Source organism: Kribbella monticola (assembly GCF_003261635.1).
GTDB lineage: Bacteria > Actinomycetota > Actinomycetes > Propionibacteriales > Kribbellaceae > Kribbella > Kribbella monticola.
Genome location: NZ_QFXK01000010.1, coordinates 115733 through 134756, shown reverse-complemented (window position 1 = coordinate 134756; position 19024 = coordinate 115733). Strand labels below are relative to the sequence as shown.

Below are 19024 nucleotides of genomic sequence, written 5' to 3'. Positions count from 1 at the left end.
CAGTTCGCGTGGTTCTTCGCGTCTACTGGACGAGCCCGTTCAAACGACATTCGAAGGACTGACACGATTATGCAAACAGCTGTCATCACCGGCGGGAGCTCCGGCATCGGCCAGAGCGCCGCGGTCGAGCTCGCCAAGCGCGGCGTCTCGGTGATCGTGAGCTATCACGGCAATCCCGACGGCGGCCTGGAGACGGTCGAACGGATCACGAAGGACGGCGGTACGGCGGTGGCGCTGCCGCTCGACGTCGGCCGGACCGGCACGTTCGCCTCCTTCAAGGACGCGGTCGCCGACGTACTGCGGGACTGGGACCGCACGTCGCTCGACTACCTCCTCAACAACGCGGGGGTCGGGCAGCAGCCGGTGATGTTCGAGGACACCACCGAGTCGTTGTTCGACCAGATGCTGGGTGTCCACCTCAAGGGCCCGTACTTCCTCACCCAGACCTTGCTGCCGCTGATCGCGAACGGCGGCGCGATCGTCTACACCAGCAGTACTTCGGCGTTGCCGAACACCCACCCTGAGCCCGGGTACTCCGTGTACGCGAGCATGAAGGGCGCCCAGCTGGTGCTCGTCCGCTACCTGGCCAAGGAGCTCAGCAGTCGCGGCATCCGCGTCAACGCCGTAGCCCCTGGCGTGACCCGGACCCGCCTCGGCGACGACGCGTTCGCTCGCTACCCCGAGCTCATCCCGCCGATCGCCGCCCGCACCGCCCTCGGCCGCATCGGCGAACCGGACGACCTCGGCAAGGTGATCGCCTTCCTCCTCTCCCCCGACGCCACCTCGATCACCGCCCAGACCCTCGAAGCCTCCGGCGGCTACGACCTCTGACCACGTCGGTTCCGCATCAGCCGTCTCGGCCGGTTCAAGAGAGATCGGCGCGTACGGCGGTCGTCGCCAGCGTGACGTACTGCATCGTGAAGCGACCGCCCAGCGCGTCGATCGCCTCGCCGACCGCGCCGAGGATTTCGGCCAACTGATCGGGACGAAGCCGGGTCAGGCCGCCCGTGGTGGGCAGCAGCGCCAGCCACTGGTCGCGCGAGTAGGACTGCTCCCAGTCGAATCGCCACTGGTCCGGTTCGCCGAACTGTCCGGTGGCGCGTAGCTCGTCGGCGATCTTCGCGTACCCCGCTTGATAGATCTCCAGCGGACGTCGCCCGGACTGCGCTCCGAAGGGAGAGTCGGGCACGACCCGACGGAATGCCCGCGCGAACGGCTCGGCCACTTCGGCGGGCGGCTCGAACACGTGCCCGAAGATTGCCAGCCGGCCGTGCGGACGTAGTACTCGAGCGGCCTTCTCCGCTCCAGCCACCGGATCCACCCAGTGCCAGGACTGAGCGGCGATCAAGGTGTCGAACGTCCGGCCGGCCGGTTCCCAGGCTTCGAACGTCGCCACCTCCACCTGCAGACCTCGGTCTCTGGCGAACTCGGCCATCCGGGCGTCTGGCTCGACGCCGAGCACCGCACACCCGGCCGCCTGGAACTGACGAGCCGCGATCCCGCTCCCGCAGCCGACGTCGAGCACCTCCGAACCCGGACTCCCGGCAACGACCCGTCCTACCAGCTCGTCGGGATAGCGCGGTCGGGCATCGTCGTAGCCCTGCGGGTCCACGCCGAAGGACTCGGCCATCTGCCGAGCTTGGTGCAGCGACGGTCGCTCGGGCTGCTCTCGCGGTAGAGTGGGCATGCGTTCACTTTAGTGGGCGCATGCCCATTTGCCAATGATTGCGCTGGAGGTCCGGCGCTCAGAGGAGTTGAGGTGCCGACTGGCGTACACCTTCGCGACGCGCGACAGCAGCTGTTCGACGCTGCCGAACGGGTCCTGCTGCGAGACGGTCCCAACGGGCTCACCAGCCGGGCGGTCACTGACGAAGCCGGCTGCGCCAAGGGCGTTCTGCACCGGCATTTCGCGGACTTCGACGCCTTCCTCGCCGAGCTTGTGCTCGATCGGGCCGCGCAGCTCGAAACGCAGGCGCAGGCGCTGCGCGAGACCGTCGGCACCGGGACTGTGGCCGACAATCTCACCGGTGCGCTGACCAGCTTGTTCGGGCCGGTGCCGGTGGCGATCATTCCGCTGATCACGTTCCGGGACGAGCTGCGGGCGCGACTCCGGCAGGTCAAGCCGGGTGGCGGTATCGCGATCCTCTCCCAGGTCACCTCTGCGGTCTCGGCGTACCTCACCGACGAGCGCGCGATCGGCCGTATCTCGGCCGACGCCGACATCGACTCCCTCACCCTCTCCCTGGTCGGCGGCGGCCACCTACTGTTCGCGGACCGCGACCCCGGTCCACCCGACCCGGCGACCATCCACAACCTGGTCACCACGATCCTCGCCGACGTCACCCACCGCCGCTCACGCTGAAGCAGTCCGACAAGTTGCCAGCAGCAACAGTTGTCGCCAGCTGGCGCGTGACTCAGAGATCTTTGCGGAGGTAGCGGTTCGAGTGGCCGAGCGGGTTGGCCAGGGTCAGGTCGATCGGCCCACCAAGGAGCCGATTCCCAATTCGCCGAGGAATCCGTCCCGGCTTCGGCGGGACGGCGTGTACGGCTTCGGCGGGACGGCGTGTACGGCGGTTCGATCGGGGTACCCGCAGGGATCACTGTCACCCCGAGGAGGAGTTCATGACTGCCACCGATCCGGACGTGATCGACGTCCTCACCACCGACCACCGCGAGGCCGAGGAACTCGTCGCGCAGATCACCTCGACCGCCGATGCCGAGCAGCGCCGCGATCTGACCGACCAGTTGATCGCCGAACTGGTACGGCACTCGGTCGCCGAGGAGATGTTCGTCTACCCCGCGATGCGCGACCACCTCCCGAACGGCGATCAGGCCGTCGAGCACGACACCCAGGAACACAAGGAACTCGAGCAGCTGATGAAGCAACTCGAGGGGGCGGACACCGGCAGCGCCGAGTTCGACGTTGCCTTCGGCAACCTTCGGCAGGTGCTGCTCGACCATGTGCGGGACGAGGAGGCCGACCAGTTCCCCCAGCTGCGAGCCCACATCCCGGCCGCCAAGCTGATCGACCTGAAGGAGAAGGTCGAACTGGCCAAGAAGGTCGCACCCACCAGACCGCACCCGTCGGCGCCGAACTCCGAACTCTTCCACAAACTCGTAGGCCCCGGCGTAGGCCTGGTCGACCGCCTCCGCGACCGCCTCACCAACCGCTCAACCTGACCACCTACGCCGTACGCCGCTCCCGGCGCCCTCGTCTCGTGAACCGATCGGGTCGGTTGACCATCAAAGCCTGTCGGTAGGACACACTGAGGGCTTATTCGGAGGGCATCATGAATCGGAATATCAAGCTGGCCGGCCTGGTAACGGGGGTTTCGGTTGCTGCCGTGGTTGCGGGCGCGCTGGTTGCCGCGCAGCAGACGCCGACGCTTGCGGCGGCATCCGGTGGGGGCGGCGTCAAGCCGATCGACAGCGTGAGCCACCCCGCGCCGACGAAGCCAACCACGTCGACGACGTCGGGCAAACCGTCGAGCTCGACCACCTCGGCGGCGAGCAAGCCGGTCAAACTCACGCTCGATCTCGGCAAGCTGAAGCAAGGAGCAGCACCGAGTACGGCGTACGTCGATGGTCGTACCGTGCGCTTCGGCCAAACCCAGTTCACCTTGCCGAGCTCGGACGGCCCGGTCTGGGACGTTGCGAGAGCAGGGACCGACAGCGCTCTCGTCCTGCACAGTCCGAAGGACGACGGGAAGGGCGTGCTCACCACATGGACCGGCGGCTCGCGCCGGGAGTCCGTCAGCGACGTCAGCTCTGTGCTGTCGTCGACTGATCAGACGACCAGCGCGTACGCCGTTCAGCCGACTGCCGCGGACGGCACGGAGCTCGCCCGTTTCACGCTGGTCTGGCGCGACAACGCCAGCGGCACGAAGTACTCGCTGCAGCGCACCGGCGAGCACGGGCCGGTCGTGCACGCGGTCCAGGGCAGCGAGGTCTACTTCAGCGCGTTGTCCAAGAGCGGCAAGCAGACCCTCTACAAGTGGATCGCCGGCGACACTGCGCCGAAGGCGATCAGTGCCGCACCGTCGCCGTCCGCGGTGTCTTCGGACCTCCAGCTCGCGGCGTCAATCGTTTCGCAGGCCAACGACGGTAGCTGCACCGCGCTCGTCGACCTGGCCTCGGCCGGCAAGCGCTGGACGACGTGCACCTATGCGGTCGACGAACTGCGGAGTGGAAGCGACTTCGCACTCGGCGGACCGGCGTACCGCGACGGGTACGGCGACGGCCTGTTCGCGGCGCTGGATCTCAAGACAGGCAAGGCGATCCGTGAGTGGTCGGGCGGTTCCGAGGTCGCGATCATCTCCACTGTGATGGAGGACACCGGCCACGTGCTGGTGCTCGCCGAGCAAAGCGGCCGGACCGCGATCGCCCGCTGCGAACCGAAGACCGGCACCTGCGAGCTGGCCGCTCCGTTGAAGAAGGGCACCGGCGAGAGCAACAACCGGCCGTACCAGCTCGGCCACTGACCCACCGAAGGCGGTGCGGCCTCCTCTACAGCAGAGGAGGCCGCATCGCCTTATTTTGTTGGCGTGTAGTCGACCGAGTCGAGCACTCGCTGAGCCTGTGCATCGTCCTCGGCACGCACCTGGATGCGTACCAGCGCGCCGCGAATCTCCTTCACCCGCTCGTACGTCGTCATGCCGGCCGGGCAGCCCACGTACTTCGCCGTCGCCACGGAGGGCTTGTCGACCCAGTCGGACGACACCGTGCAGCCCGTCGGAACTGGGAATCCAGCAGCGCTAGGCAGCTCGCCGGGTGGCAGTACCCCGGCGAAGACACCCGGCACCTTCCTGTCGGCCTTGCTCCACGAGTCGTTGTCGGCGCTCACCAGTAGGCCAGGCAACGTGTTCGTCGATCCCTGCGGCCGCCAGCCCTCGCCGGCCCGAGTACGCGCCCAACTGCGCGGCAACTCGACCGACAGCACCTGCTGCTGGTCCACAACTCGCACCCGCTGACGCTGTACGCCGTACTGCCAGCCCAAGTAGCCACCCGCGCTCCCGAGCACGGCCGCCGCGATCGTGGCGGCCACCCACGGTCGCACCGAAGGACGACGCACAGTCGCAGGAACCAGAGCAGCCGCCCGCAACGCCACGGCGAACGACCGCACGTCCGGCCACCGTTGCTCCCGGTCCTGGCTCAACCCGCGCAGGATGACCGCGTCCACCTCGGCAGGAACATCGTCGCGGACCGTCCGCAACGAGGCCGGCGGCCCCTCCACGGCAAGCACCGCAGCCAGAGTGGTCGCGCCGTACGGCGGTTGGCCGGCCAGCGCGGCATAGGTGACCGCGGCCAACGCGTACAGGTCGGCACGCGGATCCAGTACGTCGCCGCGCACCTGCTCCGGCGCGACATAGGCCGGCGTACCGCCCGGCATCGTCACTCGCGACACCGCGTCGAGAGACTTGCCCAGCCCCAGGTCGCCGAGCATCGCCCGCTCCCCTGTCGGCGTACTGCGGAAGAGGACGTTCTCCGGCTTCACGTCGCGATGCAGAACACCGCGGTCGTGCAGTTCCTGCAGGCCGGTGCTGACGTTGCCGATCAGCTCCACGGTGTCGGTCAGCGGCAGTGGACCGGCCTTGATCCGGTCGGCCAGCGTGCCGCGATCGGCGTAGGTGAGCACGAGGTACGGCCGGTCGTCGTCGGTGGTGCCGGTGTCGTGTACGCCGACGACGTACGGCGACTCGACCTTGCGCAGGAAGCGGCCTTCCTCGACGAAGCGTCGGCGTACGTCGAGATCGTCGACCCAGTGCTCCGCCAGCACCTTGACGGCGACCTCGGCGTCCAGCTCTTCGTCCCGGGCGAGCCACACAGCGGCGAAACCACCGCTGCCGAGCCGTCGGATCACCGCGTAGCGGCCGAAGTGGGAGGGCTGGACCATGGCGTCATTATGCTCAACGCCATGGCGAACGACGCGGACGCGCTCGACGAACTGGCCCGGCGCGCTGCGCAGGATCCCGCTCTGCTGGACGAGCTCATCCGCCAGGTGCAGCCGCAGGTGATGCGGATCTGCCAACGGGTGCTGCCGCATCGCGCCGACGCCGAGGACGCCTGCCAGGACGCGCTGCTGGCGATCGCCACGAAGATCGGCACCTTCTCCGGCCGGAGCCGGTTCTCCACCTGGGTTCACGTGGTCGCCTCGAACGCCGCGCGCGAGACCTACCGGCGCCTGAAGCGCCGCGCGGTCGAGAACACCGCAGCCTGGCAGGACGACGACCGCCCGGCCAGGTACGACCGGCCCGATCCGCGCACGACCAGCGTCGTGGCCGGCACCCGGCTGGACCTGCTGGACGCGCTGGAACAGTTGGAGACGGACCTGCCCGAGACGGTCACCTCGGTGATGCTGCGCGACATCTACGAGCTCAGCTACGACGAGATCGCCGACCAGGTCGGGATTCCGGTCGGCACCGTCAAGTCCCGCATCAGCCGCGCCCGCGCCTCCCTCAAGGCCCACCTACTCCCCCGCCAAGACTGACCACCGGGCAGAGGCGCCGCCTCTTTCACTTCCTGACGGCGGTGGACTGAGCCAGCCGGATCGTAGGTTTCGGCACCTCGTACGTCGTGGTCGCGGCGCCGTCCATCGCGGCGAGAACGGCCTGGCCGACGACGATTCCGAGGCCGTGGACATCGACGGTGACGACGCTCAGCGCAGGATGGGCGAGCCGGGCGACCGCGGTGTCGTCCCAGGCGATGACGGACAACTGGCCGGGAATCTCGACGCCCAGCTCCCTGGCGACCGCGAGGCCGCCGACCGCCATCAGGTCGTTGTCGTAGACAACAGCGGTCGGGATCCGGCGGCCGGTGAGCAGTTGCCGGGTTGCCGCCCGGCCGGAGTCTTCGGAGTAGTCCCCTTCGACGACCGTCCCCTGGATGCCCCGCTCTTCGCAGGTTGCCATGAACGCGTCGTCGCGGGCCTTGCAGTGGGCCATGTCGCGCGGACCGCTGACTCGGGCGATGTCGTCATGACCGAGATCGGCGAGCGCGCGAACCGCTGCCCGGGCGCCCTCCGCGTTGTCGACCTGCACCGTGGTGATCGGAACCTGCAACTCCGGACCGCCGAGCAGGACGGCCGGCACCCGCAGGTCTTCCAGTTCGGCCAGCCGCGGATCGCCGATGCGGAGGTCCACCAGGACGATGGCGTCGACGAGGCCGCGGGCCGCCCACCGATGCCAGATGTCGATCTCGCCGGCGACCTCCGCGGTGAACTCGATCAGCAGGCTGCAGTTCCGGCCGGCGAAGTACTCCTCGATGCCTTGACTGAGGTCGGCCATGAACGGTTCCAGGCCGAGCACCCGGCCGGCACGGACCAGCGCCAGCCCGACGACGCGATCCCGAGCCCTCACCTGCTGCATAAACTGCCCTCCTGGGTAACCGTTGGCACTATATTCACAGATCTAACTAAGTCGGCAAGACGGGCGGACCTCATGCAGCAGGGCAGTGACTCCTCGCGAGCACCGGGCTACGAACCGGCGCCGACGAGCAGCCGTGCCCTCATTCTGGACAGCATCCGTTCCGCGGGCACCCTCAGCCGGGTCGAGCTCACCCAGATCACCGGTCTCACCGCGCCCTCGGTCACGGCTCTCGTCCGCCGCCTGATCGACGACGGCCTGGTCGGCGAGGCCGGCCGCGGCACGTCCACCGGCGGCAAGCCACGGACCTTGCTGCAGATCAGATCGGCAGCCCGGTACGTCATCGGTGTCCATCTGAGCTACGACAGTCTCACCTACGTCCTGGTCGACTATGCCGGCGGAATCCTGGCCCGCTGGCGGCGGGACGGGCCGGGCGAGGACAGCGACCCCGAGGAGGTCGTCGAGCGGATCGCGACCCAGACCGGCGAACTGATCGAGCGTGCGGGCATCGACTCCACTCTCGTCCTCGGCCTCGGCTTCGTCTGCCCCGGCCCGCTGATCCGCAACAACGGCGTCGCCTCGGCTCCGCCGATGATGGCACGCTGGGTGGGATTTCCGGTGCATCGTCGCCTGGAGGAGCGACTCGGCCTGCCGGCGCTGCTCGAGAACGACGCGACCGCTGCCGCCGCGGGGACGCGGCTGACCACGCGCCACGACGTCTCCGTGATGGCCGCATTGTTCATGAGTGAAGGAATCGGCTCCGGTCTGCGGCTCAACGGCAGCATCTATCAGGGGGCCCACGGCAACGCCGGCGAGGTCGGGCACATCTGTGTCCAGATCGGCGGTCCGCGCTGCTGGTGCGGGAGCACCGGCTGCCTCGAGGCGGTCGCCGGGCCGGCCACGGTGATCGCGAAGGCCCGCGCGGCGGGGCTCGACCTCGGCTCGCACCGGCGTACCGGCATCGCGGCCTTCGCGGCCATCGCACGGCTGGCGCTGACCGGGGACTCCCGGGCCGAGGCGATCATCAAGGACTCCGCGGCGTGGCTGGCGCTCGGCGCCCAGGCGATCACCAACATGTACGACGTACAGGTGCTGGTCCTGACCGGTCCGGCCTTCGCCGTCGCCGGGACGATCTACCTGCCGATCCTGCAGGAGCGGATCCTGAGCTCGGCGTTCGGCCGAAGTGTGACCACCGAGGTGATCCTCGACGAACGGGGCCACGACGCCGCCGCGATCGGCGCCGCCCTGATGATGCTCAGATCCGAGCACGCCGTCACGGCCTAGCCGCCACACCCACCCGAACCACCAGCCGGCACTCTCCCGCTGCCGGCCGCCCTCGGCTTCATCTCGCGCGGCCGGGCTTCACCGTCCGCTGTCGAACCGTTACCGGTCAGACCCTTGCGCATCGTTTGTTAGGCAAACTAAGTTACCCGCTCAAAGAAGCTTAACCGCTTCATCTCCTGTGCTCCTGGTGGCGTCAGGTGATGCCCCGCAGGCCCCGCCCTCCGGGCGGAACGACCGTTCCCGGAAAGGAATCAACCAATGCTCCGGAACCCGACGAACCGTACGAGGATGCGCCGCCTGCTCGGGGTAGCGGCCTCCGCAACGGCTGCCGCAGTCCTGCTCGCCGCCTGCTCCGACGCCGCGGGCAACCAAGCCGGTGGCTCCAAGGATGCTTCGATCACCATCGCCGCCGGCGCCATCACCACCAAGAACTTCAACCCGTTCAGCACCACCGCGCTGCAGCCGACGCTCGGCGTCATCTACGAGCCGCTGTACTGGTACAACTTCGCCAAGCAGTCGGACCCGACACCGGTGCTCGCCAGCGGCTTCTCCTGGAACCCGGCCGGGACCGAGCTCACCATCAAGATCCGCCCGGGCGTGAAGTGGAACGATGGCCAGCCCTTCACCGCGAAGGATGTCGCGTTCACCTTCAACCTCGTCTCGAAGACACCCGCTCTCAATCCGTCGGGCCTGGCCGCGACGGCCAAGGCGGTCTCGGACGACACCGCCGTACTGACCTTCAAGTCGAAATCGCTGATGCAGGAGCCCGCCGTACTGGCCAACCAGGCGATCGTGCCCGAGCACATCTGGAAGGACATCAAGGACCCGACGACGAACCTGAACGAGAATCCGGTTGGAACCGGTCCGTTCAAGCTGAAGTCGTTCACTCCGCAGAGCTTCGTGCTCACCAAGAACGATCAGTACTGGGAGCAGGGCAAGCCCGCCATCAAGGAGGTGCGCTACATCCCGATCGAATCGGCGGACGCCGCCAGCGCCGCGCTGGTCGCGGGCAAGGTCGACTGGGCCAGCGCCTATCTGCCGGGCATCGACAACATCATCAAGTCGGGCAAGAACCTGTCGTACGTGAACACCCCGGTGATGACGACCCTGATCGTGACGTGTGCCAACGCGGGTCTCGGTTGCACCGGGCCGCAGACCGACCCCGCCGTCCGCAAAGCGATCTACCTCGCCATGAACCGCGAACAACTCGCCAAGCTCGCCGGTGGCGGGGTCGCGGGCGTCGGATCGCCGACCCTGCTGCTGCCCGATCGTGACCGCGACTGGATCGCCTCGTCCGGATCCGCCGCCCTTCCGCAGTCCGCCGACGCCGCAGAGGCGAACAAGATCCTCGACGCCGCCGGCTGGACCAAGGGCGGCGACGGAATCCGGACCAAGGCCGGCAAGCGGCTCTCGCTGACGATCCAGACGGTCACCGGCTGGAGCGACTACATCTCGATCAACGACACCCTCAAGCAGCAACTGGCCGCGGCCGGCATCGAACTCAAGCCGAGCCAGGTCTCCTGGAACGAATGGAACGCCGCGCAGACCAACGGCAAGTTCCAGCTGTCACTGGACTCCGTCGGCCTCGGCGCGTCCACGAACCCGTACTTCGTCTACAACGGCAAGCTGGCGACGGTGAACACCGCGCCGGTGGGCAAGACGGCGACGGCCGGCAACTTCGCCCGGTTCTCGAATCCGACCGTCGACGCGGCACTCACGGCGGCGGCAGGCACGGCCGACAAGGCCGCGCAGAAGGCTGAGTTCGCCAAGATCCAGGCCGTCATCTCCGACCAGCTCCCCTACATCCCGATCTACGTGAACTCGATGCTCACCGAGTTCAACACCTCGCGCGTGACCGGCTGGCCGACCAAGGACAACCTGTACGTCCTGCCCGCGGCCTGGAAGGCCTGGGACGCCGGGATCGTTCTCAAGACGATCACGCCCGCCGGCTGAGCAGCGCAGGCGACCGCTGTGCGCTACCTACTGCGAAAACTGGTCTTCTACGTCGCCGCCCTCTGGGCCGCGCTGACCCTGAATTTCCTGATTCCCCGGCTGATGCCGGGGAACCCGGTCGACCTCATGTTGTCGAAGCTGGCGACCAAGGGCCCGGTCACGCCGACCACCCGAGCGGCGATCCAGGCGCTGCTCGGGACGGACACGAACGGCTCGCTGTGGAGCCAGTACGGCAAGTACCTTCACCAGTTGGTCTCCGGCAACCTGGGCACGTCGATCGCGTACTTCCCCGCCCCGGTCTCGCAGGTCATCGGCCAGACGCTGCCCTGGACCGTCGGCCTGATCGGCCTGGCGACGGCGATCTCGTTCGCCTTCGGGATCCTGCTCGGCCGTGCCGCGGGCTGGCGGCGCGGTTCGTGGATCGACAACCTGATCCCGGTCACCACCATGCTGCAGTCGGTGCCCTACTTCTGGCTCGCGCTGCTGTTGCTGTTCCTGCTCGGCAGCACCTGGCCGATCTTCCCCCTCAACGGTGGGTACGACGTGTACTCGGTGACACCGGGATGGAACCTGCCGTTCGTCCAGTCGGTCGCGTACCACGGCGCGCTGCCGGCGCTGACCATCGTCGTGTCGTCCGTCGGCGGCTGGATGCTGGGCATGCGCAACATGATGGTTTCCACCCTGTCCGAGGACTTCGTACTCACCGCGGAGGCGAAAGGACTCACCCCGCGCCGGATCCGTTCGCGGTACGTCGCGCGCAACGCGGTCCTGCCGTCCATCTCGGGATTCGCGATCTCGCTGGGCTTCGTGGTCGCCGGTTCGATCGTGACCGAGGCCGTCTTCTCCTATCCCGGCATCGGTTCCGCCCTGTTGCTTGCCGTGAGCAACAACGACTACGCGCTCATGCAGGGCGTGTTCCTGATCATCACCCTCGCGGTGCTCGGGGCGAACCTGCTGGTCGACCTCCTGTACGGCGTCATCGACCCGCGCACCCGTGCGCGGTCCTAGGAAGGGGTGAATCCGATGGAGACGACCACTCAAGGGACCACTCAAGGCAGCGCTCAAAGCAGCCCGCAAGGCAGCACTGAGGCGGCGGCGCCGTCGGCCACCGCGGAACGGCGGCCCGTCACCCGGAAGAGGCGCCTGTTCCCGCCGATGACACTCAAGCTCGGCGTCGGTCTGAGCATCGCCGGTCTGATCGTCCTGTTCGGGCTGATCGGCCCGCTGGTCGTCGGCGATCCGTCGACGGTCCGTGACATCGGGCTGACCGGTCCGGGGCACGGCTTCCTGCTCGGAACCACGCAGACCGGGCAGGACATCTTCGCCCAACTCGCCTACGCGACGCGCGGCTCGCTGATTATCGGCGTCGTGGTCGGTGCGATCACGTTGCTGCTGTCGTCCTTCTTCGGTCTCGTCGGCGCCTTCGTCGGCGGCTGGGTCGACGAAGCGTTCTCGCTGCTCACCAACATCATGCTGGTCATCCCCGGCCTGCCCTTGGTGATCGTGATCTCCAGCTACGTACCGAACAAGTCCATCTGGCTGGTGGCGGCGGTACTGGCCATCACCAGCTGGGCCGGATCGGCGCGGGTCCTGCGCGGCTTCACTCTCAGCGTGCGCAGCCGTGACTACGTGCTCGCCGCCCGGATCGGCGGCGAGAAGCGCTGGCGGATCCTGCTCGTGGAGATCCTGCCGAACCTGATTCCACTCCTCGCGTCGCAGGTGGTCTTCGCGGTGATCTTCGCGATTCTCGGCGAGGCCGGTCTGTCGTTCCTCGGACTCGGGGCGTCCGGATCGTTCACCTGGGGCACGATGCTCTACTTCGCCCAGAACGGACTCTCGCTCCGGCTCGGCGCCTGGTGGTGGTTCGCGCCGCCGGGCCTGTTGATCGCGCTCTTCGGCGCGGCTCTGTCCCTGATCAACTTCTCCATCGACGAGATCATCAACCCGAAGCTGCGCTCGCAGACGCGGGCCGAACGCAACCGCTGGGGTATGAGCCGCGAGCAGCGCCAGGCGGCCGCGGAGGTGACCGTATGAAGCCCGCCGAAACGGTGGACCACCCGGTTCTCAGCATCGAGAACCTGAGCATCGACTACCTCGCCGAGACCACCGTGCACGCAGTACGGGAGGTCTCTCTGACCCTGCGACGCGGAGAGATCCTCGGCCTGGCAGGCGAAAGCGGGTGCGGGAAGTCCACGCTCGCGTACGGAATCACGCGGCTGCTGAAACCGCCGGCCCTCATCACCGGCGGACGGGTGGTGTTCTCGTCGCGCGAGGGCTACGACATCGATCTGTCGAGCCTGAGCGGTGAGGACCTGCGGGCCTTCCGCTGGGACAAGATCGCGATGGTCTTCCAGGGCGCGATGAACTCACTCAACCCGGTACTGCGGATCGCCGAGCAACTCGAAGACGTCTTCACCACACACCGGCCGGAGCTGGACAAGGCCGAGCGGCGCCGACGCTGCGGTGAACTCCTCGAACTCGTCGGCGTCGACCGTGCCCGGCTCCGCGCCTATCCGCACGAACTGTCCGGCGGCATGCGGCAACGCGTCATGATCGCGATGGCGCTCGCACTCGAACCGCAGGTCCTGATCATGGACGAGCCGACCACTGCACTCGACGTGGTCGTGCAGCGCGAGATCCTGCTCGAGATCACCCGGCTGCGGTCGGAACTCGGCTTTGCGGTCGTCTTCATCACCCATGACCTTCCCCTGCTCCTCGAGATCAGTGACCGGATCGCGGTCATGCGGGCCGGCCTGATCATCGAGCTGGACGACGCGCTGACGCTCTACACGAACCCTCAGCATCCCTACACCAGAAGGCTTTTGTCGTCGTTCCCCAGCCTGACCGGCGAGCGCGGCGACTTCATCCGCAGCGGCGTCCTCACCGGCGACATCGCGCTGGAGGAGACCGAACAGACCGTCGAGGCCGCGGCGGCCGAGGATGTCCTGATCGAGAAGGCAGGTGAGGCACGATGACCGTGCTGGAGATGCGCGACGTGGTCAAGGACTACCGGCTGCGCAACGGGCTGCGCAGTACGCGGCTGCGCGCGGTCGACGAGGTGAGCTTCACCCTGGAGCCCGGGCGCACGGTCGCCCTGGTCGGTCAGTCCGGCTCGGGGAAGTCGACGATCGCGAAGCTTTTGATGCAACTCGAGCGGCCCAGCTCGGGCGAGATCCTGGTCGACGGCGAACCCATGCCGTACCGCGGGGCGCGTGCCGCGGCTTATCGCAAGGCCGTGCAGATGGTGTTCCAGGATCCGTTCGGGTCGCTCAATCCGTACCACACCATCGGCCATCACCTCGCCCGTCCGGTCCGGCTGCACCACCCCGCCTTCTCGCGCCGGCAGGTCGCCGAACGGGTGCTGGACCTGTTGCGCCGCGTCCGGCTGGACCCCGATTTCGCCGACCGGAAACCGCACGAGCTGTCAGGTGGTCAGCGGCAGCGGGTGGCGATCGCCCGCGCGCTGGCGCCGGAGCCGGCGATCCTGGTCGCCGACGAACCGGTGTCGATGCTCGACGTGTCGATCCGGCTCGGCGTACTCAACCTGCTCGCGACCCTGCAGCGCGAGGAGAACCTCGGGGTCCTCTACATCACCCACGACCTCGCGACGGCCCGGCACTTCAGCGACGAGATCATGGTGCTGTACCAAGGCTCCGTCGTCGAGCACGGGCCGGCCGACGAGGTGATCCTCAACCCCCAGCACGAGTACACCCAATTGCTCGCCGATGCCGCCCCCGCTCCCGAACGCCGGCTGGCCAGGCATCGCCAGCCGACCCTGGCCGCCAGGGAAGGTGGCGGGCAGCAACCGCTCGGTTGACCGCGTCGCGGTACCGGTCCGGGTGACGTGGACCGTACGGTTGGGGCGTGAGCACCTTAGGACGCCGGTTGGACGCGGCCCAGCGGCGGCATCGGCGGCTCGGGTTCCCGCTCGCCGTGGTGTACAAGTTCTTCGACGACCAGGGCAGCTACCTCGCGGTGATCGTCACGTACTACGCCTTCGCCGCGATCTTCCCGATGCTGCTGATCTCGTCGTCGGTTCTCGGCTTCGTCCTGCAGGGCAACAAGGACCTGCAGAGGGCTGTCCTGCAGTCGGCGCTCAAGGAGTTCCCGATCGTCGGCACCCAGTTGGCGACTCCGCAGGGTCTGCAGGGCAGCACTCCGGCTGTCATCGTCGGCACACTCGCCGCCGTGTACGGCGTGATCGGGCTCGGCCAGGCGGTGCAGAACGCGGTCAACGTCACCTGGGGCGTTCCGCGCAACGGCCGTCCCGATCCGTTCCGGGGGCGCCTGCGCTCGGGGGCTCTGCTCTCGCTCGCCGGTCTCACCGTGCTCAGCTTCGCCACCCTGACCGTCCTGGTCGGCAGCCAGGTCTCGCTGTCCAGCGGGGTGGCCAACAGCATGGGCTGGCTCGTTTCGATCGGTTCGGTCCTGGTGCTCACCGCCATGCTGACGCTGTGCCTACGGCCGGGGCGCAGGCCACGGCCGGCTTTTCGCAAGATCGTCCCGGGTGCGCTGTTCACCGCTCTCGGCTGGCATCTGCTCGAGCGATTGGGCGGCGTCTACGTCAACGACGTACTGGCCAAGACCAGCGAGGTGAACGCCGTGTTCGCACTGACGCTGGGACTGATCGGGCTGATCTACGCCGCCTCGGTCATCGCCGTCATCGGCGCGGAACTCAACTCGGTGATCGCGCACCACCTGTACCCGCGCTCGCTGCTGGCCCTGTTCACCGACTCGGCCACCGACCTGACCCCGGCCGACCACCGCGCCTACGCGATGTACGCCCAGGCGCAGCGCCACAAGTCCACCGAAACCATCGCGGTCACCTTCGAACCACCCGCCGAAGAGGCCCCACCCGACGACGGGCCGGCTGCGGGTCCCAGCTGAGGTACGCCGTCGAAACCGACACCGGGTGGTCGGCAGATCGCTCTGTGTCAGTATTCGTCACCGGGTCGGCAGACGTTAGTGAATCTCCATCCGTTCACGGCCTTCTGGCCCTATCGCAGGCGGCCTAGTCCTGATCACAATGGGCGGCGGAGCTGTACCAGTAGGTCATCATCCTGAGGGGGGCGAGATGACCAAGATTTTGGTGATCGACGATGAACCGGACCTGGTCCGATTCGTCCGGGGAGCGTTGGAGACCGAGGCCTACCAGGTCCTCACGGCCACGAACGGGCACGACGGCATCCGGCTGGCGCTGACCGAGCGCCCTGATCTGATCGTGCTCGACCTGGTGATGCCGGGCGTCCACGGCGAGGCCGTGCTGTCCGCCCTGATGGCACAGGACCCGCGCCTGCGGGTGCTGATCCTGTCAGCCAGCCCGGACGTCCAGCTGCGGATCTCCTGTCTCGAACTGGGCGCGGTCGACTTCCTGGCCAAGCCGTTCGCGGTCCGGGAACTGATCGCCCGGGTGCGCAACCGGCTGCAGGAGACCTCCTCGTCAAAGCGGCGAGAGATCCTCCAGGTCGGCGACATCGTGCTGGACCTGCAGGCGCGGCGGCTGGTGGTGGACGGCAAACCGACGGTGTTGTCGCAGCGGGAGTTCCTGCTGCTCCTGCACCTGATGCGCAACCCGGGTGCGGTCTGCTCGCGGCAGGAACTGCTCTCCGAGGTCTGGGGCTACGACTTCGATCCGGCGACCAACGTGGTCGACGTCTGTATCGGCAGGTTGCGGGCCAAGGTGCGGCCCGACCTCATCCTGACCGTGCGCAATGTCGGTTACCAACTCCAGAGCGCCTGAGTTGCGGACCGTACGACGCCCCTGGGCCGGTCCGGCCGTCGACGCCTGCCTCGTCGTCTTCGTGCTGGCGATGATGGGCCTGATGGTGGCGCTGCCGGGCCACGAGGCGGCGCCGTTCCACATCATGTTCCTGGCCGTCGCCGTGGCTTACGGCTTCCGCGTCTGGCCGGTCCTGCCGACCGCGGTGCTGCTCGTCGCGATGACCTTGCCGAGCGGGTGGCTGATGTGGACCCACGCCGAGGAGGGCCTGCTCGCGCGGGCCGAACTGGCCGAGGTCCCGTTGCTGCCGATGGTGGTCGGCGTCATGGTCTGGCATGCGCAGCGCCGGGCGACCGCACTGCGCCAGGTCGAGGAGATGGCCGCGCGGCAACTGGCCGGGGTGGAGCGCGAACGAGAGTTCTTCCGGGACACCTCGCATGCGATCAGGACGCCGGTGACGGTTGCCCGGGGTCATCTGGAGCTCGCTGCCGGCAGCGCGCTCACGGACGGCGCCAAGCAGAATGTCGCCGTGGCGCTGAACCAGCTGGACCGGATGTCGGCGTTGTCGAACCGCTTGCTCGCGCTGGCCCGGCTGGACTCGGGCGGGGGACTGAGACGCCAACCGACCGACCTGTCCGAACTCGTCGAAAGTCTCGGCACCAACTGGTCGGCGAGCGCCGACCGGCGATGGCAGCTCCGCAACGAGCCGACCAGCACCGTCGCGCTGGATCCGGAGTGGATCACCCTGGCCATCGACGCGCTGATCGAGAACGCGGTGCGCTTCACGTCCGACGGCGACACCATCACGCTCGGCTGCCAGTCGCTGGAGAGGACCTGTGTCGTCACGGTCGCGGACTCCGGTCCGGGAATCGCGGCCGACGACCTGGACAAGGTCTTCGACCGGTTCTGGCACCGGATGCCACCCAACGGGCCGATGGGCAGTGGTCTGGGCCTGCCGATGGCCAGGGCGACCGCCATCGCGCACGGTGGTTCACTCACGGCCGCCAACCATCCGCTGGGCGGCGCGGTGTTCGAGCTCACGCTGCCGCGTTGACCGCTCGATGACAAGCCTGTCATCTTTCTTGCCTCGACGGCCTCTCGGCGCGCAGCCTGATGAGGACTGCGTACGTCGACACGCTGGGACGGCACATCCCCCGTTCGCCTCAACGTCGTGCCGCCGCCGGCTCACCGGCTTCCCCCAAGCCGCGGCCCGCCACCGGCACCCTTGGCCGGCGTACGCAGGTCGCTCTCCACCAGTGGACACCGACCGTTTACGTCGTTTGCATGATGCAACTATTCTCGCCGCTTCCTACCTTGGATACATGAGACCGACCAGGACGCTGGGACCGTGCGCGATGGCGCTGGTGCCGGCTGTCCTGCTGGTGATCCCCACCCAGGCGGCAGCCACAACCACCACCCTGTACGTCGACCGGACGACTTCGTGCTCGGACTCCGGGCCAGGCACCAGCACCACGCCGTACTGCACGATCGGCAGGGGTGTGAGCAACCTCGCCGCGGGTCGCACCCTCTACATCGGCAACGGCAGCTATGCCGAGACCATCAAGCCCATCGTCTCCGGGACGGCGTCCGCACCGATCACGATCGCCCGCTGGCCGGGACGCAGCCCGACCATCGTCGGCTCGAGGTACTACGGCGCGAACCTGACCGCTCTCAGCTATGTCACCGTCTCCGGGCTGACCTTCGCCGGAACCGTTGCCGACGGCATCTATGTGTCGAAGGGCAGTCATCTCACCGTCACCGGCAACACCGTCACGGGCGCGGGTCGCCCGGCCCAGAGCAGGACGGCACCAGGGATCAGCATCCGCGGCGCCACCTCCTCGGTCGTCAGCGGCAACTACGTGCACAACAACAACGGCACCGGCATCTTGCTCACTGCCGGCGCGACGGGGATCACCGTGTCCGGCAACACCGCGAGTTTCAACGCCGACGGCTTCCAGCGCAACGCCAACGGCATCGACGTGATCAGCCCGGGCAACGCCGTACTCCGTAACGTCACCCATGACAACGAGGACTCCGGGATCCAGTTCTATTCCGGCGGCAACAACAACCTGGCGGCGCTGAACGTCAGCTACAACAACGGCGACCACGGCATCGACAACCTCAACGTCACCGGCGGCCGGATCATCTCGAACACCGTCTACCGCAACTGCACCACCGGCATCAACGTGGAGGGTACGTCGGGGAGCTACCACGTGGTGAACAACATCGCCGTCGACAATGCCGTCTACCCGGCCTACCGGGGCATCTCCTGCGCCCGGCGGGCGGGCAACATCGGCATCTGGGACTCGGCGCCGGCCAGCACCGTCGTCGACCACAACCTGGTCTGGCTGACCACGACCGGGAAGCTCTACGCCTTCACCTCGACGTACACGTCGCTCGCGGCGATGCAGGCAGCCACTCATCAGGAAGCTCACGGCGTGCAGGCCGATCCCCGGTTCCTGTCCGCCGGCACCTGGAACCTGCGGTTGCGCGCCGGTTCGGCCGCGATCGACCGCGCCGACTCGGGCACCTCCGGTGCGCAGGCGACCGACTTCGCAGGCGCTGCGCGGTACGACGATCCCGCGACGGCGAACACCTTCGCCGAGGGCCTCCGCCGCTACGACGACCTCGGGGCGTACGAATTCCGGGGCTGATCGCAGTCACCGTCCGTGAGATTCTTACCGTACGGAGCGGGTGAACGGTAGAT

The 19024-nt window shown here is 67.9% G+C and carries 18 protein-coding genes; 15 read left to right on the top strand and 3 right to left on the bottom strand.

All coding sequences use genetic code 11. The annotated features are described in order from the left end of the window. Positions 1 to 69 precede the first annotated feature (69 nt). The gene (locus DIZ26_RS06680) at positions 70 to 831 is read left to right on the top strand and encodes an SDR family NAD(P)-dependent oxidoreductase (RefSeq protein ID WP_112238811.1); all 762 of its coding nucleotides are present in this window, start codon (positions 70 to 72) and stop codon (positions 829 to 831) included. A 34-nt stretch (positions 832 to 865) separates the two neighbouring features. On the opposite strand, the gene DIZ26_RS06675 is transcribed toward DIZ26_RS06680, so the two are convergent. Then, positions 866 to 1687, bottom strand: coding sequence for a class I SAM-dependent methyltransferase (locus DIZ26_RS06675; protein WP_112238810.1), 822 nt, complete (start codon positions 1685 to 1687; stop codon positions 866 to 868). A gap of 72 nt (positions 1688 to 1759) precedes the next feature. Between DIZ26_RS06675 and DIZ26_RS06670 the strand changes: the two genes are divergently transcribed. From DIZ26_RS06670 to DIZ26_RS06660, 3 genes are all read left to right on the top strand, one after another. Beyond that, positions 1760 to 2362, top strand: a complete 603-nt coding sequence (locus DIZ26_RS06670) for a TetR/AcrR family transcriptional regulator (RefSeq protein WP_112238809.1) — start codon at positions 1760 to 1762, stop codon at positions 2360 to 2362. A 260-nt stretch (positions 2363 to 2622) separates the two neighbouring features. Then, entirely contained in the window at positions 2623 to 3180 is a 558-nt protein-coding gene (locus DIZ26_RS06665) for a hemerythrin domain-containing protein (RefSeq protein ID WP_112238808.1), read from the top strand. Positions 3181 to 3290: 110 nt separating this feature from the next. Further along, complete coding sequence (locus tag DIZ26_RS06660; protein ID WP_112238807.1) at positions 3291 to 4481, top strand: hypothetical protein; 1191 nt, start codon at positions 3291 to 3293, stop codon at positions 4479 to 4481. A 50-nt stretch (positions 4482 to 4531) separates the two neighbouring features. Here the strand turns inward: DIZ26_RS06660 and DIZ26_RS06655 are convergent, their stop codons facing one another. Next, positions 4532 to 5893 (bottom strand): serine/threonine-protein kinase, encoded by a 1362-nt coding sequence (locus DIZ26_RS06655; RefSeq protein WP_112238806.1) that lies wholly within the window; start codon positions 5891 to 5893, stop codon positions 4532 to 4534. A 21-nt stretch (positions 5894 to 5914) separates the two neighbouring features. Here DIZ26_RS06655 and DIZ26_RS06650 point away from each other — a divergent pair, with 21 nt between their 5' ends. Further along, on the top strand, positions 5915 to 6487 hold the full coding sequence (locus DIZ26_RS06650; protein ID WP_112239110.1) for an RNA polymerase sigma factor: 573 nt from the start codon (positions 5915 to 5917) through the stop codon (positions 6485 to 6487). Between the two features lie 25 nt (positions 6488 to 6512). On the opposite strand, the gene DIZ26_RS06645 is transcribed toward DIZ26_RS06650, so the two are convergent. Continuing rightward, on the bottom strand, positions 6513 to 7364 hold the full coding sequence (locus DIZ26_RS06645) for a LacI family DNA-binding transcriptional regulator (RefSeq protein ID WP_112238805.1): 852 nt from the start codon (positions 7362 to 7364) through the stop codon (positions 6513 to 6515). 72 nt (positions 7365 to 7436) lie between these two features. Between DIZ26_RS06645 and DIZ26_RS06640 the strand changes: the two genes are divergently transcribed. From DIZ26_RS06640 to DIZ26_RS06595, 10 genes are all read left to right on the top strand, one after another. Then, complete coding sequence (locus DIZ26_RS06640) at positions 7437 to 8645, top strand: ROK family transcriptional regulator (protein WP_112238804.1); 1209 nt, start codon at positions 7437 to 7439, stop codon at positions 8643 to 8645. A gap of 288 nt (positions 8646 to 8933) precedes the next feature. Next, positions 8934 to 10598: an ABC transporter substrate-binding protein gene (locus tag DIZ26_RS06635; protein ID WP_112239109.1), complete on the top strand. Its 1665-nt coding sequence runs from the start codon at positions 8934 to 8936 to the stop codon at positions 10596 to 10598. An 18-nt stretch (positions 10599 to 10616) separates the two neighbouring features. Further along, positions 10617 to 11606 carry an ABC transporter permease gene (locus DIZ26_RS06630; RefSeq protein WP_112238803.1) on the top strand — a complete coding sequence of 330 codons (990 nt, stop codon included), beginning with the start codon at positions 10617 to 10619 and terminating at the stop codon, positions 11604 to 11606. Positions 11607 to 11753: 147 nt separating this feature from the next. Then, positions 11754 to 12632 (top strand): ABC transporter permease, encoded by an 879-nt coding sequence (locus DIZ26_RS06625; protein ID WP_198675949.1) that lies wholly within the window; start codon positions 11754 to 11756, stop codon positions 12630 to 12632. Then, positions 12629 to 13573: an ABC transporter ATP-binding protein gene (locus tag DIZ26_RS06620; RefSeq protein ID WP_112238801.1), complete on the top strand. Its 945-nt coding sequence runs from the start codon at positions 12629 to 12631 to the stop codon at positions 13571 to 13573. The genes DIZ26_RS06625 and DIZ26_RS06620 overlap by 4 nt, the downstream gene beginning before the upstream one ends. Beyond that, a complete protein-coding gene (locus tag DIZ26_RS06615) occupies positions 13570 to 14415 on the top strand; it encodes an ABC transporter ATP-binding protein (RefSeq protein ID WP_112238800.1) in 846 nt (281 codons plus the stop codon). The genes DIZ26_RS06620 and DIZ26_RS06615 overlap by 4 nt, the downstream gene beginning before the upstream one ends. 47 nt (positions 14416 to 14462) lie before the next feature. Next, positions 14463 to 15485, top strand: a complete 1023-nt coding sequence (locus tag DIZ26_RS06610; protein ID WP_112238799.1) for a YihY/virulence factor BrkB family protein — start codon at positions 14463 to 14465, stop codon at positions 15483 to 15485. Between the two features lie 187 nt (positions 15486 to 15672). Continuing rightward, positions 15673 to 16338, top strand: a complete 666-nt coding sequence (locus tag DIZ26_RS06605; RefSeq protein ID WP_198675948.1) for a response regulator transcription factor — start codon at positions 15673 to 15675, stop codon at positions 16336 to 16338. Beyond that, the gene (locus DIZ26_RS06600; RefSeq protein WP_198675947.1) at positions 16310 to 17371 is read left to right on the top strand and encodes a sensor histidine kinase; all 1062 of its coding nucleotides are present in this window, start codon (positions 16310 to 16312) and stop codon (positions 17369 to 17371) included. Before DIZ26_RS06605 ends, DIZ26_RS06600 begins: the two co-directional genes overlap by 29 nt. A 268-nt stretch (positions 17372 to 17639) precedes the next feature. Beyond that, positions 17640 to 18971, top strand: a complete 1332-nt coding sequence (locus tag DIZ26_RS06595; protein WP_157979608.1) for a right-handed parallel beta-helix repeat-containing protein — start codon at positions 17640 to 17642, stop codon at positions 18969 to 18971. Positions 18972 to 19024 lie beyond the last annotated feature (53 nt).